Origin of the sequence: Pectobacterium odoriferum (genome assembly GCF_009931295.1) — a bacterium.
Taxonomy (GTDB): Bacteria; Pseudomonadota; Gammaproteobacteria; order Enterobacterales; family Enterobacteriaceae; genus Pectobacterium; species Pectobacterium odoriferum.
Genome location: NZ_CP034938.1, coordinates 3943053 through 3968278, shown reverse-complemented (window position 1 = coordinate 3968278; position 25226 = coordinate 3943053). Strand labels below are relative to the sequence as shown.

Below are 25226 nucleotides of genomic sequence, written 5' to 3'. Positions count from 1 at the left end.
TGAAGAGCCGCACGGCAGTGGCGTGTATGATACGTGCCTATGATATTATTACGCGCATTATGCGAAATAAGCTTGGAGTAGAGGATGAAAGTGACGCTGCCTGATTTCCGTCAAGCGGGTGTGTTAGTGGTGGGTGATGTCATGCTGGATCGTTACTGGTATGGGCCGACCAGCCGAATTTCACCAGAGGCACCCGTGCCTGTGGTCAAGGTTGATACGATCGAAGAGCGCCCAGGCGGCGCAGCGAACGTCGCCATGAACATCGCTGCATTGGGCGCGGGCTCGCGTCTGGTGGGGTTAACGGGCATTGACGATGCTGCTCGCGCACTGAATGCCAAACTTGGCGAAGTGAATGTGAAGTGTGACTTTGTCGCTGTTCCTACGCACCCGACGATCACCAAGCTGCGCGTGCTGTCGCGCAATCAGCAGTTGATCCGACTGGATTTCGAAGAGGGTTTTGAGGGGATTGATCCTCAGCCGATTATCGAACGTATTCAACTGGCGCTGCCAAAAATTGGCGCACTGGTGCTGTCTGACTATGCAAAAGGCGCGTTAGCGCATGTGCAAACCATGATTCAGACGGCAAAAGCGGCTGGCGTTCCGGTGCTGATCGACCCGAAAGGCACGGATTTTTCCCGCTACCGTGGCGCGACATTGCTGACGCCGAACCTGTCTGAGTTTGAAGCGGTCGCAGGGCGTTGCAAAACGGAAGAAGAGCTGGTCGAGCGCGGTATGCAACTGGTGGCTGATTACGATCTGTCCGCGTTGCTGATTACCCGTTCCGAGCAAGGGATGACGCTGCTACAGCCGGGCAAGGCGCCACTGCATTTGCCGACGCAGGCGCAGGAAGTGTATGACGTGACCGGTGCGGGCGATACGGTGATTGGTGTTCTGGCCGCTGCGCTGGCGGCAGGTAACTCACTGGAAGAAGCCTGTTTCCTGGCGAATGCTGCCGCAGGCGTCGTCGTTGGCAAGCTGGGTACGTCAACGGTCACGCCGATTGAGTTGGAAAATGCGATCCGCGGCCGTGCCGACACCGGATTTGGTGTGATGACCGAAGAACAGCTGAAGCATGCTGTTGAACTGGCGCGTCAGCGTGGCGAAAAGATTGTGATGACTAACGGCTGCTTCGATATTCTGCACGCCGGACATGTGTCTTATCTGGCAAACGCTCGCAAACTTGGCGACCGATTAATCGTGGCGGTAAACAGCGATGCCTCAACCAAGCGTCTGAAGGGGCCAACTCGTCCCGTCAACCCGCTGCCGCAGCGGATGATCGTGCTGGGTGCGTTGGAAGCTGTCGATTGGGTCGTGCCGTTTGAAGAAGATACGCCGCAGCGTTTGATTGCCAGCATTCTGCCAGACATTCTGGTGAAAGGCGGCGACTACCAGCCACATGAAATCGCCGGTAGTGAAGAAGTCTGGGCCAACGGCGGTGAAGTGAAAGTCCTGAACTTTGAGGATGGCTGCTCCACGACGAACATCATCAACACAATTAAAGCCAACACGTCTAAATCTTAAACGAAATAAAACTGACGGTGCTCGAAAGGTTTCGACGCCGTTAGTCCGCAAGCTAATGATTCTCGCTCTGGTAAATCGCGCCAGTCAGGGCTGAAGTACTCGATTTTTATCGTAAGGTGAACAAACTCGTAGTACATCAGGCTTTGATATTGACGACTGCGCCGTTAAAGCTGACTAGTTAGTGTTGCAGGAGCGGTTAGAAGAGTAGCTCTTACACCTTGCTGGGAGCAGTTCGGAAGCGTTATTCATTAAGCTGAACTAAGTATTTCAAATCACTGTCTATATAAAGTACAGTTTTTAACATAGAGCTACATAAGATAAAACGGTAGAAGAAAATGTCTGTATTTAAGCTAACTAAAGAGCAACTTCTAGTTCTTGATAAGAATAATTTGAAACACAATTACAAGTTAATTGAAAAAACAATCAGAGATGATGTTTTTTACTCATTGAACGATAATGATATGCTTTACTTTCTTAAAGTATCCAATGCATTATATCGTCAGGGGATGCCGATAGTTTCTGATTTTGAATATGATAAGAAAAAAAGTTGGTTTGATGAAAATAATCCTAATAATTATTTTTCAGAATCTGTAGAGTCGGATCTTAAAGGGGAGGGTAAAACGGTTAAGTTGCCTCAAAAAATGTTGTCTACAGACAAAGCCTATTCAAAAGAAGAAATTAATAAATGGCTAGATCGTATAATTAAAGTGGCGTTATCATTGAATATTAGTAGAGAGGATGTCCATATTCGAGTAACTCCAAAATTGGATGGTTACGCCGCTTTTGATGACGGAGAAAGACTTTATACTAGAGGTGATGGCGTAAAAGGACAGGATGTTACTAGGGCTTTTGACAGAGGGTTGCAAGTTGCACATCGAAAAGAACGAGGACTTGGTGCTGGTGAGATAGTTATCGATAAGGTTTTTTTTGAAGAGGAATTAAGCCAATATTTTGAGAACTCCAGAAATATACAAGCAGCTATTATTGCTGAAAAAAATGTTGATGAAAAAATACAAAAAGCCATCAATGATGGATATTGTGTTTTTTATCCATTCTCATTGCTTTATGATTGGACTGGTTATTATGAAGATCTAATGAGAGATTTTGAAAATATAATCGGCGAGGTTTGGAATAAGGAACCATATGACGTTGATGGGGTTGTTCTCGAAGTTACGGATACTCGTATCAAAGAAAAAATGGGTTCTACTAGGAAGTTTCATCGTTGGCAAATAGCCTTCAAGGTTAATCAGGAAACTGCGGAAGTTGAAGTTGTTAAGGTGATCCCACAAACTTCCAGAACCGGGAGGGTTTCGCCAGTAGCGGAGTTAGTTCCTACTAAGATCAGCGGTGTGACTATCAGTAGAGTTACGGTTCACCATTACAATATGGTTAAAGTTAATGGTGTTGGCCCTGGGTCTATAGTTCAAGTTGTTAGAAGTGGCTTGGTTATCCCTAAAATTGAGAAGGTCATCAAAGCCGTTGAGCCTCAAATTCCTGATTATTGTCCTAGCTGCCAATCTAAATTAATTTGGGAGTCAGACCATTTAATCTGCCCTAATAGGAGTGATTGCCCAGCTCAAGCTGAAAATACGATTATCCATTTCTTTAAAACTCTAGGGAATAATGATGGATTTGGAACAAAAAATATTGAAAAACTGAGCCGTTTGGGTATCAAACATATACATGAAATTTATGAAATAAAAGCGCACCAATTCGCAAGTTATGGTTTTGGTGAAAAGACATGTAAAAATTTATTTGATCAACTTCAAGCTAGTCGAAAAATTGAGATTGAAGATTGGCGCTTCCTTTCTGCCTTTGGTGTCAGCCGTTTAGGTGGCGGGAACAGTGAAAAACTTCTTCAACATCATTCGCTACTAGAATTATTTAATCTTTCCGTAGAAGATATCCAAAAAATTGATGGTTTTGCTCGTCTGAGTGCAGAAGCAATTGTTGAAGGTTTGAAGAATATAAAAGATGAGTTTTTTAAAGTGTATACATTGGGTTTTAATTTAAGTATTACGCCTAAAGCGTCAGATAAAAAAAATTCTGCGTCTCCTATATTTGGTACCGTGATCGTGTTCACTGGAACTATGCTCCAAGCAAAAAGAAATGATATGGAAAAGCAAGCTAAATCTCTTGGTGCAAAGGTTGGCTCATCAGTGACCAGCAAAACAACTTATCTTGTGGCTGGAACGAAAGTTGGAGAAACCAAAATAAATGACGCAAAACAAAAAGGAGTCAAAGTGCTTTCTGAGCAAGAGTATCTTGATTTGATAAATAAAAGTCAGTAGTTAAGTAAACTCTTAGTGATGGAACCTGTAAATAATATTTTCTAATAGGAAATTTATTAGTTAGCTTCGCTAAGCGGTCACCGAATTTTGGAAAATATCACTAAAAATCGGAGGGGCTACAGTTACAATCCGACTATTGGGGGCGTAAACGGATGGAAAAAGAAGACCTGATAGACATTGCTAGGATGCAGATGCCGTTTGGTAAATACAAAGGGCGAGTGCTGATTGATTTACCAGAAGAGTACCTGCTGTGGTTCTCCCGCAAGGATGAATTTCCTAAAGGTCGCTTAGGGGAATTGATGCAAATTACGTTGGCAATCAAGATAGAAGGTCTGCAAGGGTTGGTCACGCCGCTGAAACGGCCCCGTCCCTGATTATCCATTTCCTGTCGTAACCCTCGATGAAAAAAGGTCGCTTCAGTGAAGCGACCTTTCACGTTTACTGGCTACCCCATCCCTGACGCAGACTACACGTAGATATTAATCTGGTTGTCTTCTGTCGGGCGGTTAACGCCCTCTTGTTTAGCACTTTGAGTCGGAGCAGAGGAATCAGACTGCTGTTCTGATTTTTCACTCTGCAAGCGGGCAATTTGTGCTTGTAACGCCTGAATCTGTGCCTGAATTGCCTGTTGTTGTTGTTCGATCAGTTTACGTTCTTCATCACTTTCTGCGCTGGAAGCGGATTCGGTCAGTTTACTGACCTGTTTGGTAAGCGCCTGAACCTGCTTGGTGAGCTGCGCAATTTGCTGCTCTGAGGTGTTGCTGCTTTTACTGCTGCTTGCTGTTGTTGTCGATACGCTGATACTGCTGATGGTGTTTGACATTTTCCCTCCTGAAAAGATGCCGATATACCCGTCATACTTCAAGTTGCATGTACGTTGGCTGCGTTTAAATACTCGGCCCGTCGTGGGCCTCGCCCCAAAGGGCCGCTGCAAGCAGCGTTCAAATCTGCTCCCGGCAGATTTGTCACCCGAATCACTTACTTGTGTAAGCTCATCGGGATTCGCTCGCTTGCCGCCTGCCTGAAACTCGAATTATTTAGGGTTTATACCCGAATTATTCGGGGTACAAGCCGTTATATCGGCAATTTAAGCACTTTCTCGAAGGGGATATTGTTGGCAATGAAACATGAAATACTCACTTTCCTGATAGCTCATGTAACAAAATGTATCAATCAGGAAAGAGAGAGAAAAAAGAGGGGAATGTGTCAGATATTGCAGTTAGACGTAGATATCAACACCGCCTTTTTTGTCTTTATTTTCAGTTTGTTGTGATGTTGTTTTTGATGCTTCTTCCATCGCTTTCTTTTCCGCTTCTTCTTTTTGGATGCGGGCAATTTCGGCATAGAGCGCTTGGATCTGCGCCTGAATCATCTGCTGCTGTTGTTTGATGAGTTTACGCTCGGCTTCGCTTTCCGCTTTTTCGGCCGATGTACCCAGCTCTTTTAGCTTGTTAGTCAGCTGCTTGATTTGATTTTGTATTGCGGCGATTTTTTGTTGAGCACCACTACCCGTATTGGCGGTAGAGGCAGCTTTACTCTCTGTATTAGATGAAGCCTTATTCGCTGCAGGCTTATTGGCCGCAGAGGCCGTCGCTGTTACGTTTGACACCGTATTCATTGTAATGGACATCACTTCCTCCTGAAATAAGTCAATTCTCCGACTATTATCGGCTGTGTCGTGCTTTTCTTTACGAAAAATTTACAAATGGGTGGGGTTACTGTGCGTTTGCTGGAAGGAAAAAAAGCTGCTGGCAAGGGCGCTGTCCTACTCCCTTGCCAGAGTTGAAGAGATGATGCTCGTTAACTACCGTACACGTTAATTGCGCTATTCAGTCGTCTGGCCTGAAGGTTGAGCCCTTCAGCGGCTTCTGTAGAGTGCGTAACCATATCGGTGTTGCGCTGTGTCATTTGTTCTATCTGTGCAATAGAGGTATTGATCAGGCCCAATGCCGAGGTTTGCTCATGCGTTGCGTTGCTGATCTCTTTGATCATGGTGGAGACCTGCAAGACTTCATCAACGATATCGCTGATATGTTTGCCCGCGTTTTCGACCATTGTGCTGCCCTGTTTCACACTTTGGACGTTAGCATCGATCAACGTTTTAATCTCTTTGGCCGCAGAGGCGGAATGCTGTGCCAGATTGCGAACCTCAGCGGCTACCACCGCAAATCCGCGCCCTTGTACGCCAGCACGAGCGGCTTCAACGGCCGCATTCAGCGCAAGGATGTTAGTCTGGAAGGCAATACTGTCTATCACGCCAATGATATCAACGATTTTATCGCTGGCGCTGGAGATGGAATCCATCATACCGATGGTTTCCTTCATGATATTGCCACCTTTAAACGCGGTGTTGCTGGCGGCTTCTGCCATGGTGGTGGCCTGTGCCGCCGTTTCTGCACTCTGCTGCACGGCAACGGTAATTTCTTCAATGGCGGCGGCAGTTTGTTGCAGATTGGCCGACGTCTCTTCCGTTCGGCTATTCAGATCGACATTGTTTTCCGCCAGCTTATGGCTGACGTTGGTGATGCCGTTTACCTGTGTACTGACGTCGTCGACAAGCGAATGCAGGTTCAGGGCAAACTGGTTAACAGAGCGTAGCAGCAAGCCAATTTCGTCGACCCGGTTCAGGTGGACATGCTTGACTTTACGGCCCGATACCACATGCTGAGCCTGCTTGAGTATCATCCTGATTGGCTGTGCAATTTGCTTTTGCAGAAACTGATCCATGATGACGATGAGTAACAGCGTCAGTGCCAGCAGCCACAGCGGATTCATGCCGCTGAAAGCAAGCAGTGCGGGAATGAGGCCCACCGCCAGTACTGTCAGGCGCAAGCGCCAGCGGACTGACAATTTCTGCAAGAGCGACAGTGGCGAAAAGAGTCCAGTGCGAACGACTAATCCTTTGTAGAACTTACGGCTGCCCGCCTGTTTTTTCTGCACGGCGCTATACAGCGTTTCGGCATACTTGATTTCTTCGGCGCTGGGCGTGTTACGTACCGAAATATAGCCTGCGAGCTGCTCCTGCTGGTAGACAGGCGTAACGTTGGCGCGAACCCAGTAGTGGTCACCGTTGTTGCGACGGTTTTTCACTAATCCGGTCCAGCTATCGCCTTGTTTCAATGTAAACCACATGTCGGCATAGGCTTCCACGGGCATGTCGGGATGGCGCACAATATTGTGAGGCTGGTTGATGAGCTGCTCTTCGGAAAAACCGCTAACCGTAATAAAGGCAGAGTTGGCATAGGTGATGTGGCTGTGAATATTTGTCGTGGACATCAATATGGTGTCCATGTCTAACAGATACTCCTGCTGTGTAACAGGTGTATTCAATCTCATTAGAAACCCCGGCGTACGTATCCCGCTCAGTTTCCAGGTTCAGCCACGCCGACTGCTTTTCTCGTCTCTGCTGCTCTGTTTATTACAGAGGCTGAAACGCAGTGTCGCTGCCGAATGGTGAGTCCCGTGAAATCTGTCAGGCATATTGCTGTGTAAATATTCAAGTTATTCAAATGGGTATACTGAAATTTTTTGGGCGGCTTGCTCATTTATATAAAATAATGTTATGCATTATTTATGAGCGGGCTATTTACCCTATATTGTGCGTGATGGAGATTTTGTAACTGTATCCGTCATACTTCAAGTTGCATGAGCGTTGGCTGCACTACTCGGCCCACTTCCGCGGACCTCGCCCCGTTGGGGCCGCTGCAAGCAGCGTTCAAACCTGCCTCTGGCAGATTTGTCAGTCACCCGAATCACTTACTCAAGTAAGCTCATCGGACTCCTTCGCTTGCCGCCTTCCTGAAACTCGAATTATTTAGGATATATATTTTTGTAACAAATATGTCATCAGTGTTAGCACGCTTTTTCAGCACGCGTAAATCTATGATGAGGACGATTATCTGTCAATTGATTCATTTTATTGGCAATAAATAATTGGTAAAAAATGATTAAAAATAGGTGGGAAGTAAAATAGGGATTTTTCTTAAAAGGTATTTTAGAGTAGATGAATTTGACGCTAAAAAGAATGACTTGTTAAGTTTTTTTTATCTTTTCTTTGCATGAATGAAATTAAATGTTGCTGCTCTGCGGTTTATTCTTTTAATTACAGCCTTTCTTCTATTTTTATTGACGCTGAATTTATTGCAGATCAAATAACGCTATCCGCAGACCAGATAATGATTCTGGCCTGCGGAGAACGATAATCAGGTTACTGGCGCCGGATTGAAAACGGCCAGTGCGTTATGCAGCCCCCACTGATCGGACCAGGTTTTTTTCCTGCCGCTGGCGATATCCAAAATGAAGTGGAAAAGCTGCCAGCCTACGTCTTCGATCGTGGCCTCTCCGGTAGCAATGGTTCCGGCATCAATATCCATCAGATCGTGCCAGCGGTTTGCCAATGCGGTTCGGGTCGCCATTTTGATCACAGGGACAGCCAGCAGGCCATAAGGGGTACCGCGACCGGTGGTGAAGACTTGCACGGTGATACCGGAAGCAAGCTGCTGGGTGCCACACACGAAATCACTGGCCGGTGTTGCGGCGTAAATCAAGCCACGTTTAGTTGGACGCTGACCGGGGGACAGGACTTCGACAATCGCGCTGGTGCCGGATTTGGCGATGGATCCGAGCGCTTTTTCCACCACGTTCGCGAGGCCACCTTTTTTGTTGCCCGGCGATGGGTTGGCGCTACGATCGGTCTGGCCGCTGTCGAGGTAGTTATCGTACCAGGCCATTTCTTCCAGCAGGCGTTTACCGACTTCTTCATTGATGACGCGCGGCGTCAACAGATGAATGGCATCGCGTACTTCGGTCACTTCGGAGAACATGACGGTCGCACCGCAGCGAACCAAGAGATCGGATGCAAAACCAACGGCAGGGTTCGCGGTGACGCCGGAGAACGCATCGCTGCCGCCACACTGCATGCCGACAACCAGCTCAGAGGCCGGACAGGTTTCACGCTGACGTTTGTTCAACCGTTGCAGGTGCTTGTCTGCCATCGTCAGAATGTCATCCACCATCGATCTGAAACCAACGTGGTGTTCATCCTGCAAGCGGACAATGCTGGTGTCGTCGAGGGAGATGGCTTGTACATCAGGCGTCCCTTCCAGCAGGCGCTCCGGCTGTAATTTTTCACAGCCCAGGCCGACCACCAGTATTTCGCCGCCAAAATTCGGGTTCAGCGCCAAATTGTGAATGGTACGGATGGGAACCACCGCAGCAGGGGCATTGATTGCCACGCCACAGCCATAGAGATGGTTGAGCGCGACCACGCCATCGACGTTGGGATATCTCGGTAATAAATCGCGTTCGATAATTTTGACGACATAGTCCACGACGCCCGCGACGCAGTGCACGCTGGTGCTGATGCCCAACAGGTTTTTCGTGCCTACGCTGCCATCGGCGTTGCGGTAACCTTCAAAGGTATAGCCTTCCAACGCAGGAAGCGCGGGGGGATTTTGGTCGCTAACGGCAGGGTTTCCAGCGCGGGGGCCTGAGGTAATTCGACCAGAGATTCATCGATCCAGCTTCCTTGGGCAATATCGCGCAGCGCATACCCGATAATTTCACCATAGCGGATGATGGCACCTGATTTGGCGATATCCACAAGGGCCACTTTGTGACCTTGCGGAACATGCTCAATTAATTCCAGATCATCATTAAAACGGGTTCCGGCACGTAAGCCATTATTATTAACAACAATGGCAACATTATCAGAATCGTGGACCTTAATATAAAGTGGCTGCTCTTGTGCAGCATTACTTTCTGATTTATCTGACATGATGCAAGCCTTTATTATTGGTTTATCAGAAACACGGTGGTAACTATTACCACGCTATTACTTCATTGCTCGCTAATGAGTATACGTGAGGTTCCCTTCTCGTACATTATGCAATTGACCTAAGCCAGCGCTTTTTGTTTCTGATTTATCAGGCGAAGACCCAATTTTTAGTGAGTTTGATCACATTCTTCCGGCGCACGGTTTTTAAGTCAGAAATGAAAGTAATGTGTATGAATGTAAAAAGAGAATAGCGGCGTTTTTCGTGAAACACCTCGCACTATATAGGGCAAGTGCACCAACATATTCAAAAGGACATTTTTAATGTTGTGCTTTTAGCTAGTGAGCAGTCAGTGGGTAAAAATTATAATGTTCCTGCGAGTTGAAGATGTCAGCTAATTACTCTGATGCTATATAGCCTGGCTATTCGCAAAAAAAATAAAAATGGGAATGTTAACTATCCACTGATCTTCATTCTGATAACCCTACACCGTTATCTGTTATTCGGAATGAATGAGCGAACCGCGATTGAAGCAGGAGTTCATCATGAATACAGTAAGCTCAGCAGCTGGCGCGATACAAAAGAGAACAAACGCCCGCTACTGGATTGTCGTGATGTTGTTTATTGTCACGTCATTTAACTATGGGGACCGCGCAACCTTGTCCATTGCTGGTTCAGCAATGTCTAAGGAAATTGGGCTGGATGCAGTGGGGATGGGCTATATCTTCTCTGCTTTCTCCTGGGCATATGTTATTGGGCAAATACCCGGAGGCTGGCTGCTCGATCGCTTTGGTTCAAAGAAAGTCTACTTCTATAGTATTTTTACCTGGTCGATTTTTACCTTATTACAAGGTTTTGTCGATATCTTCAGTGGGGCGGGCATCGTCATTTCCCTGTTCTTGCTGCGTTTTATGGTTGGTTTGTGTGAATCACCCTCCTTCCCGGGGAATAGCCGAATTGTAGCGGCCTGGTTCCCTGCACAAGAGCGCGGTACTGCTGTCGCGATATTCAACTCGGCACAATACTTCGCTACCGTGATTTTTGCTCCTATCATGGGCTGGCTGGTACACGCCGTGGGTTGGGCGCATGTGTTCTGGTTCATGGGCGGATTGGGGATCATTCTGAGCTTTGTCTGGCTGAAAGTGATCCACGATCCTAAAGATCACCCTAGCGTGAATCAGGCTGAACTGGATTACATCGAGGCCGGTGGCGCACTGATCAATATGGATGCCAAAGGGTCGAAGAAAGCGACTGAGAAGGGTGAAAAATGGCACCAGATCAAGCAATTAATGCAGTCCCGTATGATGCTTGGTGTTTACATCGGTCAATATTGTATTAACGCACTGACCTACTTCTTCATCACCTGGTTCCCGCTTTATCTGGTTCAGGCGCGCGGTATGTCGATCCTCAAAGCAGGATTTGTCGCCTCGGTGCCTGCTATCTGTGGTTTTGTCGGGGGCGTTCTGGGCGGCATTATTTCCGATTACCTGATGCGCCGGACCAATTCACTGACCTTTGCCCGTAAAACGCCTATCGTCCTCGGTATGTTGCTCTCCATGTCGATGGTGATTTGTAACTACGTTGAAACCGAGTGGGTTGTTATTGCGGTGATGTCTGCCGCCTTCTTCGGTAAAGGCATTGGTGCGCTGGGCTGGGCGGTGATGGCCGATACTGCACCGAAAGAAATCAGTGGGTTAAGCGGTGGGCTGTTCAATATGTTCGGTAACGCGTCTGGTATCGTGACGCCGATTGCGATTGGCTACATCATCGGAATGACCGGTTCTTTCAATGGTGGTCTGGTGTATGTCGGGATTCATGCGCTGGTTGCGATCTTCAGTTACCTGTTCATTGTGAAAGAGATTAAACGTGTCGAATTGAAGCCGTTCGTTAAGAATTAAGGCCATTCGTTACGGCGCTAATCTGAATGTGGGCAATACACAAAACGCTGTGCCGTCATACTGATGGCGCAGCGTTTTACTATATAGGTTTGTCGTTTATTTATGTCATGAAAAGTAGGGGATTACCTATTTGAAATTGGATACCAAGGGTATGTATTCCGGTGTTTATAAGGCAGAAATTTGCTTTTCCCTGTTTTCGTGAAACACCTCCCATTGGCCTGTGATAATGACATATTTAATCTGCATTTCGACAGGGAATGCTGTGCTATTGCCCAATGAGTTGTGAAATAAGAAAACTTATACTTTTTACTGAGGTTGGTAAGGCGGTACGGATTACAACATCGCTTTCCTGACTGGTTTATTTCGGTATCGGGACAGTTATAACCTGTTTTTATTCTGATAACCCTACAAGCAGTGTTCAGTTCAAATCAGAGTAAAAACAAGGTCGCGCTAATAAAGTAGGAAAACAACATGAAATCATCTACTGGTGCACCATCTGCTTTTTATTTCTGTATGACTGAATTATTTTCATCCGCCTCAGCGCGCCCCTGCGTTGTGGCAACCATCGGAAACCTAAGCGCCAATCCTGTGCGATCCATTCATGGCGGGAGCCTGTCATGACAAACTTTTCAGCAACGCCTGTGATTACCGACATGAAAGTCATCCCCGTTGCGGGCTATGACAGCATGCTGCTGAACATCGGCGGTGCGCATGGTGCTTACTTCACGCGTAACCTCGTCATTTTAACCGACAGCGCCGGGCATACCGGTGTCGGCGAAGCGCCCGGTGGTGAAGTCATTTACAACACGCTGGTTGAAGCCATTCCTCGTGTGAAAGGCGAACAAATCGCCCGCATGAACCGTCTAGTTCATGACATTCATGTCGGTAACCAGTCTTCTGATTTTGATTCCTTCGGCAAAGGTGCCTGGACGTTTGAACTGCGCGTGAATGCGGTGGCGGCACTTGAAGCGGCGCTGCTCGATCTGCTGGGGCAATTCATGGGTGTCCCCGTTGCCGAGCTGCTGGGGCCGGGTAAACAGCGTGATGAAGTCACCGTGCTCGGTTATCTGTTCTATATCGGCGATCGCACGAAGACGGATCTACCTTATTTAACTGGCGAAAAAGGCAAGCACGAGTGGTATCACCTGCGTCACCAGCAGGCGATGGACAGCGACGCGATTGTGCGTTTGGCCGAAGCCACAACTGACCGCTACGGATTTAAAGATTTCAAACTCAAAGGTGGTGTACTGCCCGGCGAGCAGGAAATTGATGCCGTGAAAGCGCTGAAAAAGCGTTTCCCGGATGCGCGTATTACCGTCGATCCAAACGGTGCCTGGCTGCTGGATGAAGCGATCGGCTTGTGCAAAGACATGAAGGGCATTCTGACCTATGCGGAAGACCCGTGTGGTGCCGAACAAGGTTTCTCCGGTCGTGAAGTGATGGCGGAATTCCGTCGTGCTACCGGGCTACCGGTCGCAACCAACATGATTGCGACCAACTGGCGCGAAATGAACCATGCCGTGATGTTGCAGGCGGTCGATATCCCGCTGGCCGATCCCCATTTCTGGACGATGCACGGCGCGGTGCGCGTCGCCCAACTGTGTGATGAGTGGGGTCTGACGTGGGGCTGCCATTCTAATAACCACTTCGATATCTCTCTGGCGATGTTCACGCACGTGGGGGCTGCCGCACCGGGTAACCCGACGGCGATTGATACGCACTGGATCTGGCAGGAAGGGCAGCATCTGACCAAAGAGCCGCTGCAAATCGTCAACGGCAAGATTAAGGTGCCGGATCGTCCCGGTCTGGGGATTGAGCTGGATAGGGAACAGGTCATGAAGGCTCACGATCTCTACAAAAAATTACCGAGCGGGGCACGCAATGATGCCGTCGCCATGCAGTACCTGATTCCTGGTTGGAAATTTGATCGTAAACGCCCGGTTTTTGGCCGCTAACCCTACATAGAAAAATGAGAGAGAAAGGATAAGAAAATGACATTGCAAAGTTCAACGCCGGTGATTACCCACATGCAGGTTATTCCGGTTGCAGGTCACGACAGTATGCTGCTCAACCTGAGTGGTGCACATGCACCTTATTTCACTCGCAACATTGTGATTCTGAAAGATAACGCTGGGAATACTGGCGTCGGAGAAATTCCTGGCGGTGAGAAAATCCGTCAGACGCTGGAAGATGCTGCCGCGCTGGTGGTGGGCAAAACGCTGGGCGAATACAAAAACGTGATGACAGCGGTGCGTGCGCAGTTCGCCGACCGCGATTCTTCCGGGCGCGGTTTGCAGACGTTCGATCTGCGTACCACCATCCATGTCGTCACGGGAATCGAAGCCGCCATGCTCGATCTGCTGGGGCAATTCCTCAACGTCAGCGTGGCCTCGCTGCTGGGTGATGGGCAGCAGCGTGATGCCGTCGAGATGCTGGGTTATCTGTTCTACATCGGCGATCGTAATAAAACCGATCTGCCTTACCAGAGTCAGGCTAACGAGAAAGGCGACTGGTATCGCCTGCGTCACGAAGAAGCGCTGACGCCAGAAACCATCGTGCGTCTGGCTGAAGCCGCGTACGAAAAATATGGTTTCAACGATTTCAAACTGAAAGGCGGCGTACTCGCTGGTAGCGAAGAGGCCGAAGCGGTGACCGCGCTGGCGAAACGCTTCCCACAGGCTCGCATCACGCTGGATCCGAACGGTGCCTGGTCGCTGGATGAAGCTATCGGCCTAGGCAAACAACTTCGTGGTGTGCTGGCGTATGCAGAAGATCCGTGCGGCGCGGAACAGGGTTTCTCCGGCCGTGAAGTGATGGCGGAATTCCGCCGTGCGACGGGGCTGCCTACTGCGACCAACATGATCGCCACCGACTGGCGACAGATGGGTCACACTATTTCGCTGCAATCGGTCGATATCCCGTTGGCCGATCCGCACTTCTGGACGATGCAAGGTTCCGTACGTGTGGCGCAGATGTGCCACGAATGGGGCTTAACCTGGGGTTCTCACTCCAATAACCACTTTGATATTTCACTGGCCATGTTTACGCAGGTCGCTGCGGCGGCTCCGGGCAAGATTACGGCGATTGATACGCATTGGATCTGGCAGGAAGGTAACCAACGCCTGACGAAAGAACCGTTGCAGATTGTTGGCGGCATGGTGGAAGTGCCGAAGAAACCGGGTCTGGGCGTCGAGCTGGATATGGATCAGGTGATGAAAGCACACGAACTGTATAAAAACATGGGATTAGGCGCACGTAACGACGCCATGGGAATGCAGTACCTTATTCCTGAGTGGACGTTTGATAATAAACGTCCGTGTCTGGTTCGCTAACGTTCTGATTTTCCGTTTTTTGAGCGCGCCGCTTCAGGCAAGCGGCGCTGGAATGACCGAGGATAAAAAATGAAGACTCCGCTGTTACCTAACCGTTTTCGCCAAGATTTGCTGCAGGGGAAAACGTTGATTGGCTGCTGGTGTGCGCTGGGCAACCCGATTTCAACCGAAGTGCTGGGGCTGGCGGGATTCGACTGGCTGGTGCTGGATGGAGAGCATGCACCTAACGATATCGTGACGTTTATTCCTCAGCTCATGGCGCTGAAAGGCAGCCACAGTGCACCTGTCGTCCGTCCGCCGTGCAATGAGCCGATCATCATCAAGCGACTGCTGGATATTGGGTTCAATAACTTCCTGATTCCTTTCGTGGAAACGGCGGAAGAAGCTGCGCGTGCGGTCGCGTCAACCCGTTATCCGCCAGCGGGCATCCGCGGCGTTTCCGTGGCGCACCGTAGCAACTGCTATGGCACCGAACCGGACTATTTCGCCAAGATCAACGACAACATCACCGTCGTAGTGCAAATCGAAAGTCAGGACGGCCTCGACAATCTGGATGCAATTATTGCAGTAGACGGCGTAGACGGCGTGTTTGTTGGCCCGAGCGACTTGTCTGCGGCGCTGGGCTACCTCGGTCAGCCTAATCATCCTGACGTGCAGAAAGCGATCCGCCACATCTTCGATCGTACCGCTGCGCATAACAAGCCGTGCGGCATTCTGGCACCGGTTGAAGCCGATGCGCGTCGCTATCTGGAATGGGGCGCAAGCTTCGTTGCGGTCGGCAGCGATCTGGGCGTGTTCCGCAGCGCAACACAGGCGCTGAGCGACAAGTACAAGAAGTAATGCATTAATTCCGTGCGAATCGGATCCGCCATGAGGCGGGTTCATCGTGAATTGAAGTGATATCTACATCAGACAATGAGGTTAGGGCGATGAAAATTGGTTTTATTGGATTGGGCATCATGGGAAAACCGATGAGTAAAAATCTGCTGAAAGCAGGTTACTCATTAGTCGTGATGGATCGAAATCTGGACGCGGTCGCGGAAGTGGTTGCAGCGGGCGCTACGGCGGCTGAAACGCCGAAACAGGTTGCGGAGCTGTGTGATGTCATCATCACCATGCTGCCTAACTCTCCACACGTTAAAGAGGTGGTGCTGGGTGAAAACGGCGTCATCGACGGTGCGCGCGCCGGAAGCATTGTGGTGGATATGAGTTCAATCGCCCCGCTTGCCAGCCGTGAAATTGCTACCGCACTGGCGGTGAAAGAGATCGCTATGCTGGACGCGCCAGTCAGCGGTGGTGAACCGAAAGCGATCGACGGTACGCTGTCTGTGATGGTCGGTGGCGACAAAGCCCAGTTTGAGCGCTGCTTTGAGATTCTGAAATCCATGGCGGGTTCTGTTGTACATACTGGTGATATCGGTGCAGGTAACGTGACCAAACTGGCGAATCAGGTGATTGTGGCGCTGAACATTGCCGCCATGTCCGAGGCGCTGGTGCTGGCGACGAAAGCAGGGGTTAACCCGGATCTGGTTTATCAGGCGATCCGCGGTGGATTGGCGGGCAGCACCGTGCTGGATGCGAAAGCGCCGATGGTGATGGATCGTAACTTTAAGCCGGGTTTCCGCATCGATCTGCATATCAAAGATTTGGCGAACGCGCTGGATACCTCACACGGCGTCGGCGCACAGCTGCCGTTAACGGCTGCGGTGATGGAAATGATGCAGGCGCTGAAAGCGGACGATCTGGGATCGGCCGACCACAGTGCGCTGGCGTGTTACTACGAGAAGCTGGCCAAAGTTGAAGTTACGCGATAAGCCGTGAAGCGATAGTCACGAGGCTGGCACAGGATGCCAGCCGACTGGCAGATAATCACTCTGACCTACCTACTGGGTTTCAGGATATGCTGCCCTGAACGTTGGCAGGTATAAGCGCCGTTTCATGAGCGCGCGGATTATTGATGCAATCGGAACGTTGATGAAATCGGATCGTTTATGAAAATAGTGATCGCACCGGATTCTTATAAAGAAAGCCTGTCTGCACAAGAGGTTGCTACGCAGATTGAAAAGGGATTTCGTGAAATATTTCCTGATGCCTGCTATGTCAAATTGCCTGTTGCAGATGGTGGAGAAGGCACCGTGGAAGCCATGGTCGCTGCGACCGATGGCAAGATTGTGAATGTTAAGGTGACAGGACCGTTAGGCGATAACATCGACGCGTTCTTTGGCCTGTCTGGCGATGAAAAAACGGCTTTTATTGAGATGGCGGCAGCGAGCGGTCTGGAACGAGTGCCTTCGCAACTGCGCAATCCGTTAAAAACGACCAGCTATGGCACGGGCGAGTTGATTCGCTGCGCGTTAGATCACGGTGTTCGACACTGCATCATCGGCATTGGCGGAAGCGCAACCAATGACGGCGGATCGGGCATGGTGCAGGCGCTGGGCGCGAAGTTGCTGGATAAGCAGGGCGAACAGATCGGTTTTGGCGGGGGGGAACTCGACAAACTCGCTCGCATTGATATCAGTGAGCTGGATGAGCGTATTAAAAATTGTCGCTTTGAAGTGGCCTGTGATGTGACCAATCCGTTGACGGGGAAACAGGGGGCGTCGGCGATTTTTGGCCCCCAGAAAGGGGCCACGCCGGAGATGATTGAACAGCTGGATAATGCGCTAAAGCATTATGCGACGGTGATTCGCCACGATCTGGACATGGACGTGGAACACGTTCCCGGTGCGGGGGCGGCGGGCGGTATGGGGGCGGCGCTACAGGCTTTTTGCGGCGCTGAGCTGCGTCAGGGTATTGAGATTGTCACAGAAGCGTTGGGGCTGGATGAGCTGGTACGAGATGCCACGCTGGTGATTACCGGGGAAGGGCGCATCGACAGTCAGACGATCCACGGTAAAGTGCCGATTGGTGTGGCGCGGATCGCCAAACAGTATAACAAACCGGTGATTGGCATTGCCGGCAGCCTGACGGCAGATGTCGGCGTGGTGCATGAACATGGTCTGGATGCCGTATTCAGCGTGCTTTACAACATCTGCTCATTAGAAGAAGCACTGGATAATGCGGCAGAGAATGTGCGGATGACGGCACGTAATATCGCCGCCACGATCCGACTGGCGCAGTCTGTGTCGCGCTGAGTGTCATCGTGATGCGGTGACGTTACGGTTAATCAGCGCCTTTTATCTACACGTTTTTATGCAGATGCGGAGGCGGTTTCGTGCGCTTGTCCCTTAAACGTTCAGCGTTAGATTCTCCCTCTGTCAGGCTGCTGTTTCTTATACGAATGCAGCGACATTGTGGGTTTTGCCGTTATCCGGCGTAAAAATTATGCTGAGGAGATAGCTGGCTTCGGATGAGCCGCAGGACGCGGCGAAAGCTTGCGCCACGTCGGACAAAAACGTCAGAGACGTTTTTGAACAGCACGTGTGCTGGCCCGGAGGGCGAGCCCCATTTATGGGGTGAGTAATCGTGTCGCAAGTGGTCCGTAAAGCCAGATACCGACGAAGGCCCCGCGTTAGCGGCATAATTTCCGCCAAAAAGCCTGGGGTCACGGGGCGAGCGGCGCTTGAGCCGTCCCGTGTCGGGCGCGTGCTGCGGAGGAGCATGGAATAGCCATATTGTAAGCGCACGAAACTGTCTCCACAGCCACATAAAATATGACGTGGGGATATTGATTATGAAAGCATAGGTTTGATATGCGGCTGGGCGGCTTTGTTGACGTTGTCGATTTCGTCCAGCAGCTCTAGCCATTCGGGTTCCAGATCGCTGGCGTGAACGCCTTTACGCAGCTGTTGTTCCAGATAGCGGCAGATGCGTTGCAGACGCGGAACGCCGCTGTAGCTGCAACTGCCGTGCAGTTTATGAACCAGCTCGATGATGCCATCATCCGTCTGGCCCTTCAGCACGTTTTCTATCTTCCGCTGAACCTCTGGCAAGAAATCCAACAGCATTTGCAGCAGGTCACGTGCCAGTTCCGGCTTGTTGGCCGCCTGTTGTTGCGCCAGCGCCCAGTCGAGTGATAGCTGGCTATCGTCGTGCTCGTTCAGTAATCCCGTAATCTCGCCCCGATTGCGCTTCAGCGGATCTCGCCGTGCATGACGCGTCAACACGCTTTTCAGCATCTGCTCGTCTATTGGTTTCGCCAGATAGTCATCCATACCCGAACGCAGCAGATGCTCGCGTTCACCTGTCATGGTCTGCGCCGTCACCGCAATGATAGGCGTGGTGGCATGGTGAGGGATCTGACGGATCAGCTCGCTGGCGCAAATGCCGTCCATACCCGGCATCTGAATATCCATGAGAATAACATCGCACTGACTCAGCTCTGCCTGTGCAATCGCATCTTGTCCGCTTTCGCACAGGATAACCGTCTCGACCTGCTCTTCCAGCAGCGTGCCGATCAGTTTCAGATTAGCTGGATTGTCATCCACCGCCATCACCCTCAACGGTAAACGGGCTAGATGGCGTGCGGCACTCTGATGCGATGCAGTATCGTCCGGCAGAAAAGAGAACTGGAACAGCGTGCTGTCCTGTAACAGCGGCAGCAGGCGTGACGCGGCGAGCGGTTTGCTCAGGCAGGCATGTACGCCGAAGGTTTTCAACTGCTCGGCATCCATTTGCGCCAGACTAGGCAGCGCCAGAATCACACAGGGCGAGCGGCGGCAGATATCGCGCAGTCTGGGCGTGTAGTCGAGCAGCGTATTACGGTATTGCACGGGAATACCGAGCAGCAGGATATCAAATTCCCCTTCCGGCAGTTGCTCAAACGTCGGGCTGTAGCTCACGATGAGCGGCGTCTGACTCAGGATATCCAGCGTGGCCTGCGCGGCGATGGGATGGTACTCCACGTAGGCTAGATGTTTGCCTTGCAGCATCGTGTAGGCGGGATCGGTCGGTATCGCGTGCGGGTTGAGCGGCAGCGTGATGTGGAACCAGAAGGTCGATCCCTTGTTGAGCTCGCTCTGAAAACTGATGTCGCCACCCATTTCTTTGACCAGACGTTGGGTGATGACCAGCCCGAGTCCCGTGCCGCCATGACGGCGTGAAATACTGGTGTCGGCCTGACGGAAAGCTTGGAACAGCTGCGATTGCTGCAACTCGGCAATACCGATGCCAGTATCGCGTATTTGCACTTCTAACTGCACCTGATGAAGTTCCTGTCGACGCTTCTCCACCCGAATATCGATGTTGCCCTGTTCGGTAAATTTAATCGCGTTACCCAGCAGATTGGTGATGATTTGCTGAATCCGTAGCGGATCGCCGACAAACTGTTCGGGTACGTCATTCTGAATACTGAGCGTCAGCTCCAATCCTTTTTCATGTGCCGTGTGCGCCAGCAGCATCACAACGTCGTCCAGCGTGTTGTGCAGCGAGAACGGAATATCCTCCAGCACCAGCTTTCCGGCTTCTAGCTTCGAGAAATCCAGCACATCGTTAATAATCGTCAGCAAGTTATTGGCGGATCGCTCGATGGTGAGCAGATAGTCCGTCTGTGTCGTGTTCAGCGGCGTTTTCAACGTCTGGCGGGTGAAACCGATCACGCCATTCAGCGGCGTTCTCAGTTCGTGCGACATATTCGCCAGAAACTCAGACTTGATGCGGGCGGCTTCCTGCGCGCGCTTTTTGGCCAGATCCAGCTCAACGTTTTGGATCTCCATCTGCTCCAGCGTTTCCCGCAGATCGTAGGTCGCCTGATCGATATTTTGCTGCATTTCTTCGTGGTAGGCGGTCAGCGACATCGCCATCGAGTTGATGCCGTTTTTCAGCATATCCAGCTCGCCGAGCATGTAACCTTCGACTCGGCTATCCAACTGCCCACGACGAATACGATCAACGGTATCCACCATATTGCGAATCGGGGTGGTGACATCCCGCATCAGACGATAGGCAAAGATGACGGCGGCACCCAAAGATAACAGCAGCAGGAGCGCGGCGATGAAAATTTCCTGATACTGCTGAAGCCGAATGGTGCTGGTATCCAGCTCGATCACCAGATAGCCGAGAGGTGTGGCGGTACCAGGCAGCACGGGCGTTGTTCCACCCTGCATGAATTCGCTGTCAGTGACGATCGGCATGTGCAGAATCAGCGCGTCATTTGTGTGGTGCAGGTGCAGCTTATTGTGTGCAAGCGCATCGCTGCTGAGCGACTGTAATGCCACATTGTTGCGGACGTTGGTGGTGGCCAGGAGCTGATTACGCGCATCGAACACGCTAATGGTACGAATAATCGCGGAGTGACGGCGATGGAGCGTATTGATTAATGCGGGAATCGTGTCCATCTGGCGATGAGTAATGGCATAAGCGCTGATGGTTGCCAGCGGCTCAATGATACTGGTGCCCGAATCGGCCAACTGCGACTGCAACTGATTGTAACGATGGATGACGAAGAACGAACTAAGCAGCAGCCCGATCATCAGCGTCGGTGCCAAAATCAGTATCAACATCCGTGCACGAAGACTGTATTTGGTCATGGGGTTCCAATGTGGGAGAATTAGAGGATGCTAGGCACCCAATGATGTAATTAGTTATCGGGTACTGCATGTACCGGTTACAGCCGTTCAACTCAAGAGATCAATCGATAGTACATTATGGCGCAATTCTACTCTCCAAACCGGCGTGTGACGACCCGGAAAGCAATTCCTGCTAAGAACCTCACTGTTACGGTCACGTCGCTTGATCCGTTTGGGCAGGGGGTGGCGCGTCACGAAGGTAAGACGGTGTTTGTCACGGGAGTACTGCCGGGAGAGCAGGCCGAGATCCAACTGACGGAAGAGAAGCGTCAGTTTTCGCATGCAAAACTTAAACGTCTGCTGACGCCTAGCCCGCAGCGCGTTACGCCGCCGTGCCCGCATTTTACCCGCTGTGGTGGCTGCCAGCAGCAGCACGCGGACATCGCGCTGCAACAGAGCAGCAAAACGGCTGCATTGATGCGTCTGATGACGCGGGAAACGGGCGCTGAGCTGCCTGAAGCCTCGCTGATTGCTGGCACACCTTATGCCTATCGGAGGCGCGCGCGGCTTGCGTTATACTTTCAGGCAAAAGAGCAGCGTCTGTTGATGGGCTATCGGCAGTCAAATTCTCATGATCTGGTGGATATCAAAGCCTGTCCGGTGCTGCGCCCCGAACTTGAAGCGCTGCTGCAACCGCTGCGCGACTGTCTGAGCCGATTAAAGGCGGTGAAGCGCCTTGGGCATGTGGAGCTGGTGCAGGCGGAGAACGGTCCGCTGCTGGTGCTGAGGCACCTTGATCCACTCCATTCATCGGATCAGCAGGCGCTGCGTGATTTTGCGCAGCAGCAGGGCGTTTCGGTTTATCTGGCACCGGATGCCGATTCGCTGACGTGTCTACAGGGTGAAGAGCCGGTTTATCACGTTGCCGGGCTGACGCTGGCCTTTAGCCCGCGTGATTTTATTCAGGTCAATGATGCGGTGAACCAGCAGATGGTCGCGCAGGCGCTGGCATGGTTGGATGTGCAACCGCAGGATAGAATATTAGATCTGTTTTGTGGCATGGGTAACTTCACGCTACCGCTGGCACAGCGTGCCGCCAGCGTTGTCGGTGTAGAAGGGGTAACCGCGTTAGTTGAGAAAGGACGCGAGAATGCCCGACGCAATCGGCTGTCCAATGTCACATTTTTTCACCAAAATCTTGAAGATGACGTCACGCAGCAGCCGTGGGCGGCTCAGGGTTTTGATAAGATATTACTTGATCCGGCACGTGCGGGCGCGGCAGGCGTGATGGAGCAGATAACCAGACTGGCACCGAAACGCGTGGTGTATGTCTCCTGTAACGCCACGACGCTAGCACGCGACAGCAAAGTATTACTGGCAGCCGGTTATCGGCTGGCGAATGTCGCGATGCTGGATATGTTTCCACATACCGGTCACCTTGAATCGATGGCACTGTTTTTGCACGATACCGGCACGCGAAAGGCGTAATAGGCAGCAAAGCGGCGTCGTTTGCAAGGTGAAGGGTAACGTAGGGAGAAATTATGGTTGCGGTAAGAAGTGCGCATTTGAATACGGAAGGTGAGTTTGTCCCTGACGCGTGGATTGCTTCACTGGGTATTTCCAGCCAGCAATCGTGTGAACGTTTAGCCGAAACCTGGCGTTACTGTGAGCAGCAAACGCAAGATCACGCCGATGCGTCGCTACTGCTGTGGCGCGGCATTGAAATGGTGGAAATCCTGTCCACGCTGAGTATGGACAATGACAGCATGCGCGCGGCGCTGCTCTTTCCGCTGGCAGACGCGAACGTGGTCGATGAGGCGACGCTGGAAGCCGCGTTTGGTAAAAACATCGTTGATTTGGTGCATGGCGTGCGCGATATGGATGCAATTCGCCAGCTCAAAGCCACGCAGAATGATTCCGGCGCGTCTGAGCAGGTCGATAACATCCGCCGCATGCTGCTGGCGATGGTGGAAGATTTCCGCTGCGTGGTCATCAAACTCGCTGAGCGGATTGCGCACCTGCGTGAAGTGAAGGATGCCCCGGAAGAAGAACGGGTATTGGCGGCCAAAGAATGTACCAATATCTATGCGCCACTGGCTAACCGCTTAGGTATCGGCCAGTTAAAGTGGGAGCTGGAAGATTTCTGCTTCCGCTATCTGCATCCTGATGAATATAAAAAAATCGCCAAGCTGCTGCACGAGCGCCGTATCGATCGTGCGCAGTACATTGACGATTTTGTCAAAACGCTGCGCAACGCGATGAAAGAAGAGGGCGTGCAGGCGGAGATCTACGGTCGTCCTAAGCATATCTACAGCATCTGGCGCAAGATGCAGAAGAAAGCATTGTCGTTCGACGAGCTGTTCGATGTCCGTGCGGTACGCATTGTCGTTGAGCGTTTGCAGGACTGCTACGGGGCGCTCGGTATCGTGCATACCCACTATCGCCATCTGCCGGACGAGTTTGACGACTACGTCGCTAACCCCAAACCAAACGGTTATCAGTCCATTCACACGGTGGTGTTAGGGCCGGGTGGAAAGACGCTCGAAATCCAGATTCGTACGCGACAGATGCATGAGGATGCCGAACTGGGCGTCGCAGCACACTGGAAATACAAAGAAGGCTCCTCCGTGGGCGGGCGTTCCGGCTACGAAGGCCGCATTGCCTGGCTGCGGAAACTGCTTGCCTGGCAGGAAGAAGTGGCGGATTCGAATGACGTACTGGACGAAGTTCGCAGTCAGGTGTTTGACGACCGGGTTTATGTCTTTACGCCAAAAGGCGATGTGGTGGATCTCCCCACGGGCTCCACGCCGTTGGATTTTGCTTATCACATCCACAGCGATATCGGGCACCGCTGCATCGGAGCGAAAATCGGTGGACGTATTGTGCCGTTTACCTACCAACTGCAAATGGGCGATCAGATTGAAATCATCACCCAGAAGCAACCGAACCCGAGCCGTGACTGGCTGAACCCGAATCTGGGATATATCACCACCAGCCGTGGGCGTTCCAAGATTCAGAACTGGTTCCGTAAGCAGGATCGTGACAAGAATATTCTGGCAGGTCGGCAGATTCTGGATGATGAACTGGCACACCTAGGCGTTAGCCTGAAAGCGGCGGAAAAATTGCTGCTGCCGCGTTATAACGTGAATTCGCTGGATGAATTACTGGCCGCTATCGGCGGCGGTGATGTCCGTCTGAATCAGATGGTGAATTTCCTGCAATCGCAGTTAAAACAGCCTACTGCGGAAGAGCTGGATCGTGAAGCGTTGCGCCAGTTGACGCAGAAGTCACATCAGCCGCCGGTACGCAGTAATAATAAGGATAACGGCCGCGTGGTGGTGGAAGGTGTAGGTAATCTGATGCACCACATTGCCCGCTGCTGCCAGCCGATTCCGGGTGATGAGATCACCGGGTTTATCACGCGCGGACGGGGCATTTCGATTCACCGCGCCGACTGTGAACAGTTGGACGAACTGCGCGCCAGCTCACCGGAGCGCATTGTGGATGCGGTATGGGGCGAAAGCTACTCCAGCGGCTATTCGCTGGTGGTGAGGGTGATTGCCAACGATCGTAGCGGCCTGCTGCGGGATATCACCACGATTCTGGCGAATGAGAAGGTTAATGTACTGGGCGTCGCCAGCCGCAGCGATACCAAGCAGCAACTGGCCACGATTGATATGGATATCGAGATCTACAACCTGCAAGTGTTGAGCCGCATTCTGGCGAAGCTCAACCAACTGCCGGATGTGATCGATGCGCGGCGCCAACAGGGGGCGTAAATGGTGGTTTCACCATCTGCCAGTTGAAAACCTTGGCGGGTGTGGTGAACAGTTTCGTGCGTGATTAGCCATATTGTTCTTTGTGGCACCATTGCCACGCCCGACTGAGGGATGCTCAGACGCCGCATCCCTCAGAACCCAGGCTTTTGGCGAAAATTGTGCCGCGATGCGGTTCCTTCGAT

At 51.2% G+C, this 25226-nt stretch carries 15 protein-coding genes and 1 pseudogene; 11 read left to right on the top strand and 5 right to left on the bottom strand.

The features are described from left to right. Positions 1 to 84 precede the first annotated feature (84 nt). The 3 genes from hldE (at position 85) to EO763_RS17910 (ending at position 4186) form a co-directional block, all read left to right on the top strand. Complete coding sequence (hldE, locus tag EO763_RS17920; RefSeq protein ID WP_161529764.1) at positions 85 to 1521, top strand: bifunctional D-glycero-beta-D-manno-heptose-7-phosphate kinase/D-glycero-beta-D-manno-heptose 1-phosphate adenylyltransferase HldE; 1437 nt, start codon at positions 85 to 87, stop codon at positions 1519 to 1521. Between the two features lie 335 nt (positions 1522 to 1856). Then, positions 1857 to 3812: a BRCT domain-containing protein gene (locus tag EO763_RS17915; protein ID WP_161529763.1), complete on the top strand. Its 1956-nt coding sequence runs from the start codon at positions 1857 to 1859 to the stop codon at positions 3810 to 3812. Between the two features lie 152 nt (positions 3813 to 3964). Beyond that, a complete protein-coding gene (locus EO763_RS17910; RefSeq protein WP_103162284.1) occupies positions 3965 to 4186 on the top strand; it encodes a DUF3820 family protein in 222 nt (73 codons plus the stop codon). 92 nt (positions 4187 to 4278) lie between these two features. Here EO763_RS17910 and EO763_RS17905 read toward each other — a convergent pair whose 3' ends face one another. From EO763_RS17905 to garD, 4 genes and pseudogenes are all read right to left on the bottom strand, one after another. Then, positions 4279 to 4635, bottom strand: a complete 357-nt coding sequence (locus tag EO763_RS17905; RefSeq protein ID WP_109225242.1) for a FlxA-like family protein — start codon at positions 4633 to 4635, stop codon at positions 4279 to 4281. Between the two features lie 396 nt (positions 4636 to 5031). Further along, a complete protein-coding gene (locus EO763_RS17900; RefSeq protein ID WP_039490930.1) occupies positions 5032 to 5442 on the bottom strand; it encodes a FlxA-like family protein in 411 nt (136 codons plus the stop codon). 170 nt (positions 5443 to 5612) lie between these two features. Continuing rightward, positions 5613 to 7148 carry a methyl-accepting chemotaxis protein gene (locus EO763_RS17895; RefSeq protein WP_167521850.1) on the bottom strand — a complete coding sequence of 512 codons (1536 nt, stop codon included), beginning with the start codon at positions 7146 to 7148 and terminating at the stop codon, positions 5613 to 5615. An 866-nt stretch (positions 7149 to 8014) separates the two neighbouring features. Continuing rightward, positions 8015 to 9588, bottom strand: a pseudogene (gene garD / locus EO763_RS17890) (galactarate dehydratase). A gap of 543 nt (positions 9589 to 10131) precedes the next feature. Here garD and EO763_RS17885 point away from each other — a divergent pair. From EO763_RS17885 to EO763_RS17860, 6 genes are all read left to right on the top strand, one after another. Then, positions 10132 to 11484 (top strand): MFS transporter, encoded by a 1353-nt coding sequence (locus EO763_RS17885; protein WP_161529762.1) that lies wholly within the window; start codon positions 10132 to 10134, stop codon positions 11482 to 11484. A gap of 617 nt (positions 11485 to 12101) precedes the next feature. Continuing rightward, a complete protein-coding gene (locus EO763_RS17880) occupies positions 12102 to 13439 on the top strand; it encodes an enolase C-terminal domain-like protein (protein WP_161529761.1) in 1338 nt (445 codons plus the stop codon). 36 nt (positions 13440 to 13475) lie between these two features. Continuing rightward, positions 13476 to 14816 (top strand): glucarate dehydratase, encoded by a 1341-nt coding sequence (gene gudD, locus EO763_RS17875; protein ID WP_161529760.1) that lies wholly within the window; start codon positions 13476 to 13478, stop codon positions 14814 to 14816. A gap of 69 nt (positions 14817 to 14885) precedes the next feature. Beyond that, entirely contained in the window at positions 14886 to 15656 is a 771-nt protein-coding gene (gene garL, locus EO763_RS17870) for a 2-dehydro-3-deoxyglucarate aldolase (RefSeq protein WP_010309153.1), read from the top strand. A gap of 89 nt (positions 15657 to 15745) precedes the next feature. After that, positions 15746 to 16630, top strand: a complete 885-nt coding sequence (garR, locus tag EO763_RS17865) for a 2-hydroxy-3-oxopropionate reductase (RefSeq protein ID WP_161529759.1) — start codon at positions 15746 to 15748, stop codon at positions 16628 to 16630. 177 nt (positions 16631 to 16807) lie between these two features. Next, positions 16808 to 17953: a glycerate kinase gene (locus EO763_RS17860; protein WP_161529758.1), complete on the top strand. Its 1146-nt coding sequence runs from the start codon at positions 16808 to 16810 to the stop codon at positions 17951 to 17953. A 537-nt stretch (positions 17954 to 18490) separates the two neighbouring features. On the opposite strand, the gene barA is transcribed toward EO763_RS17860, so the two are convergent. Further along, entirely contained in the window at positions 18491 to 21286 is a 2796-nt protein-coding gene (barA, locus tag EO763_RS17855; protein ID WP_161529757.1) for a two-component sensor histidine kinase BarA, read from the bottom strand. 117 nt (positions 21287 to 21403) lie between these two features. Between barA and rlmD the strand changes: the two genes are divergently transcribed. Both rlmD and relA read left to right on the top strand, forming a co-directional pair. Continuing rightward, the gene (rlmD, locus tag EO763_RS17850; protein ID WP_161529756.1) at positions 21404 to 22753 is read left to right on the top strand and encodes a 23S rRNA (uracil(1939)-C(5))-methyltransferase RlmD; all 1350 of its coding nucleotides are present in this window, start codon (positions 21404 to 21406) and stop codon (positions 22751 to 22753) included. Between the two features lie 53 nt (positions 22754 to 22806). After that, the gene (gene relA / locus EO763_RS17845; protein ID WP_161529755.1) at positions 22807 to 25044 is read left to right on the top strand and encodes a GTP diphosphokinase; all 2238 of its coding nucleotides are present in this window, start codon (positions 22807 to 22809) and stop codon (positions 25042 to 25044) included. The last annotated feature ends 182 nt before the right edge of the window (positions 25045 to 25226 follow it).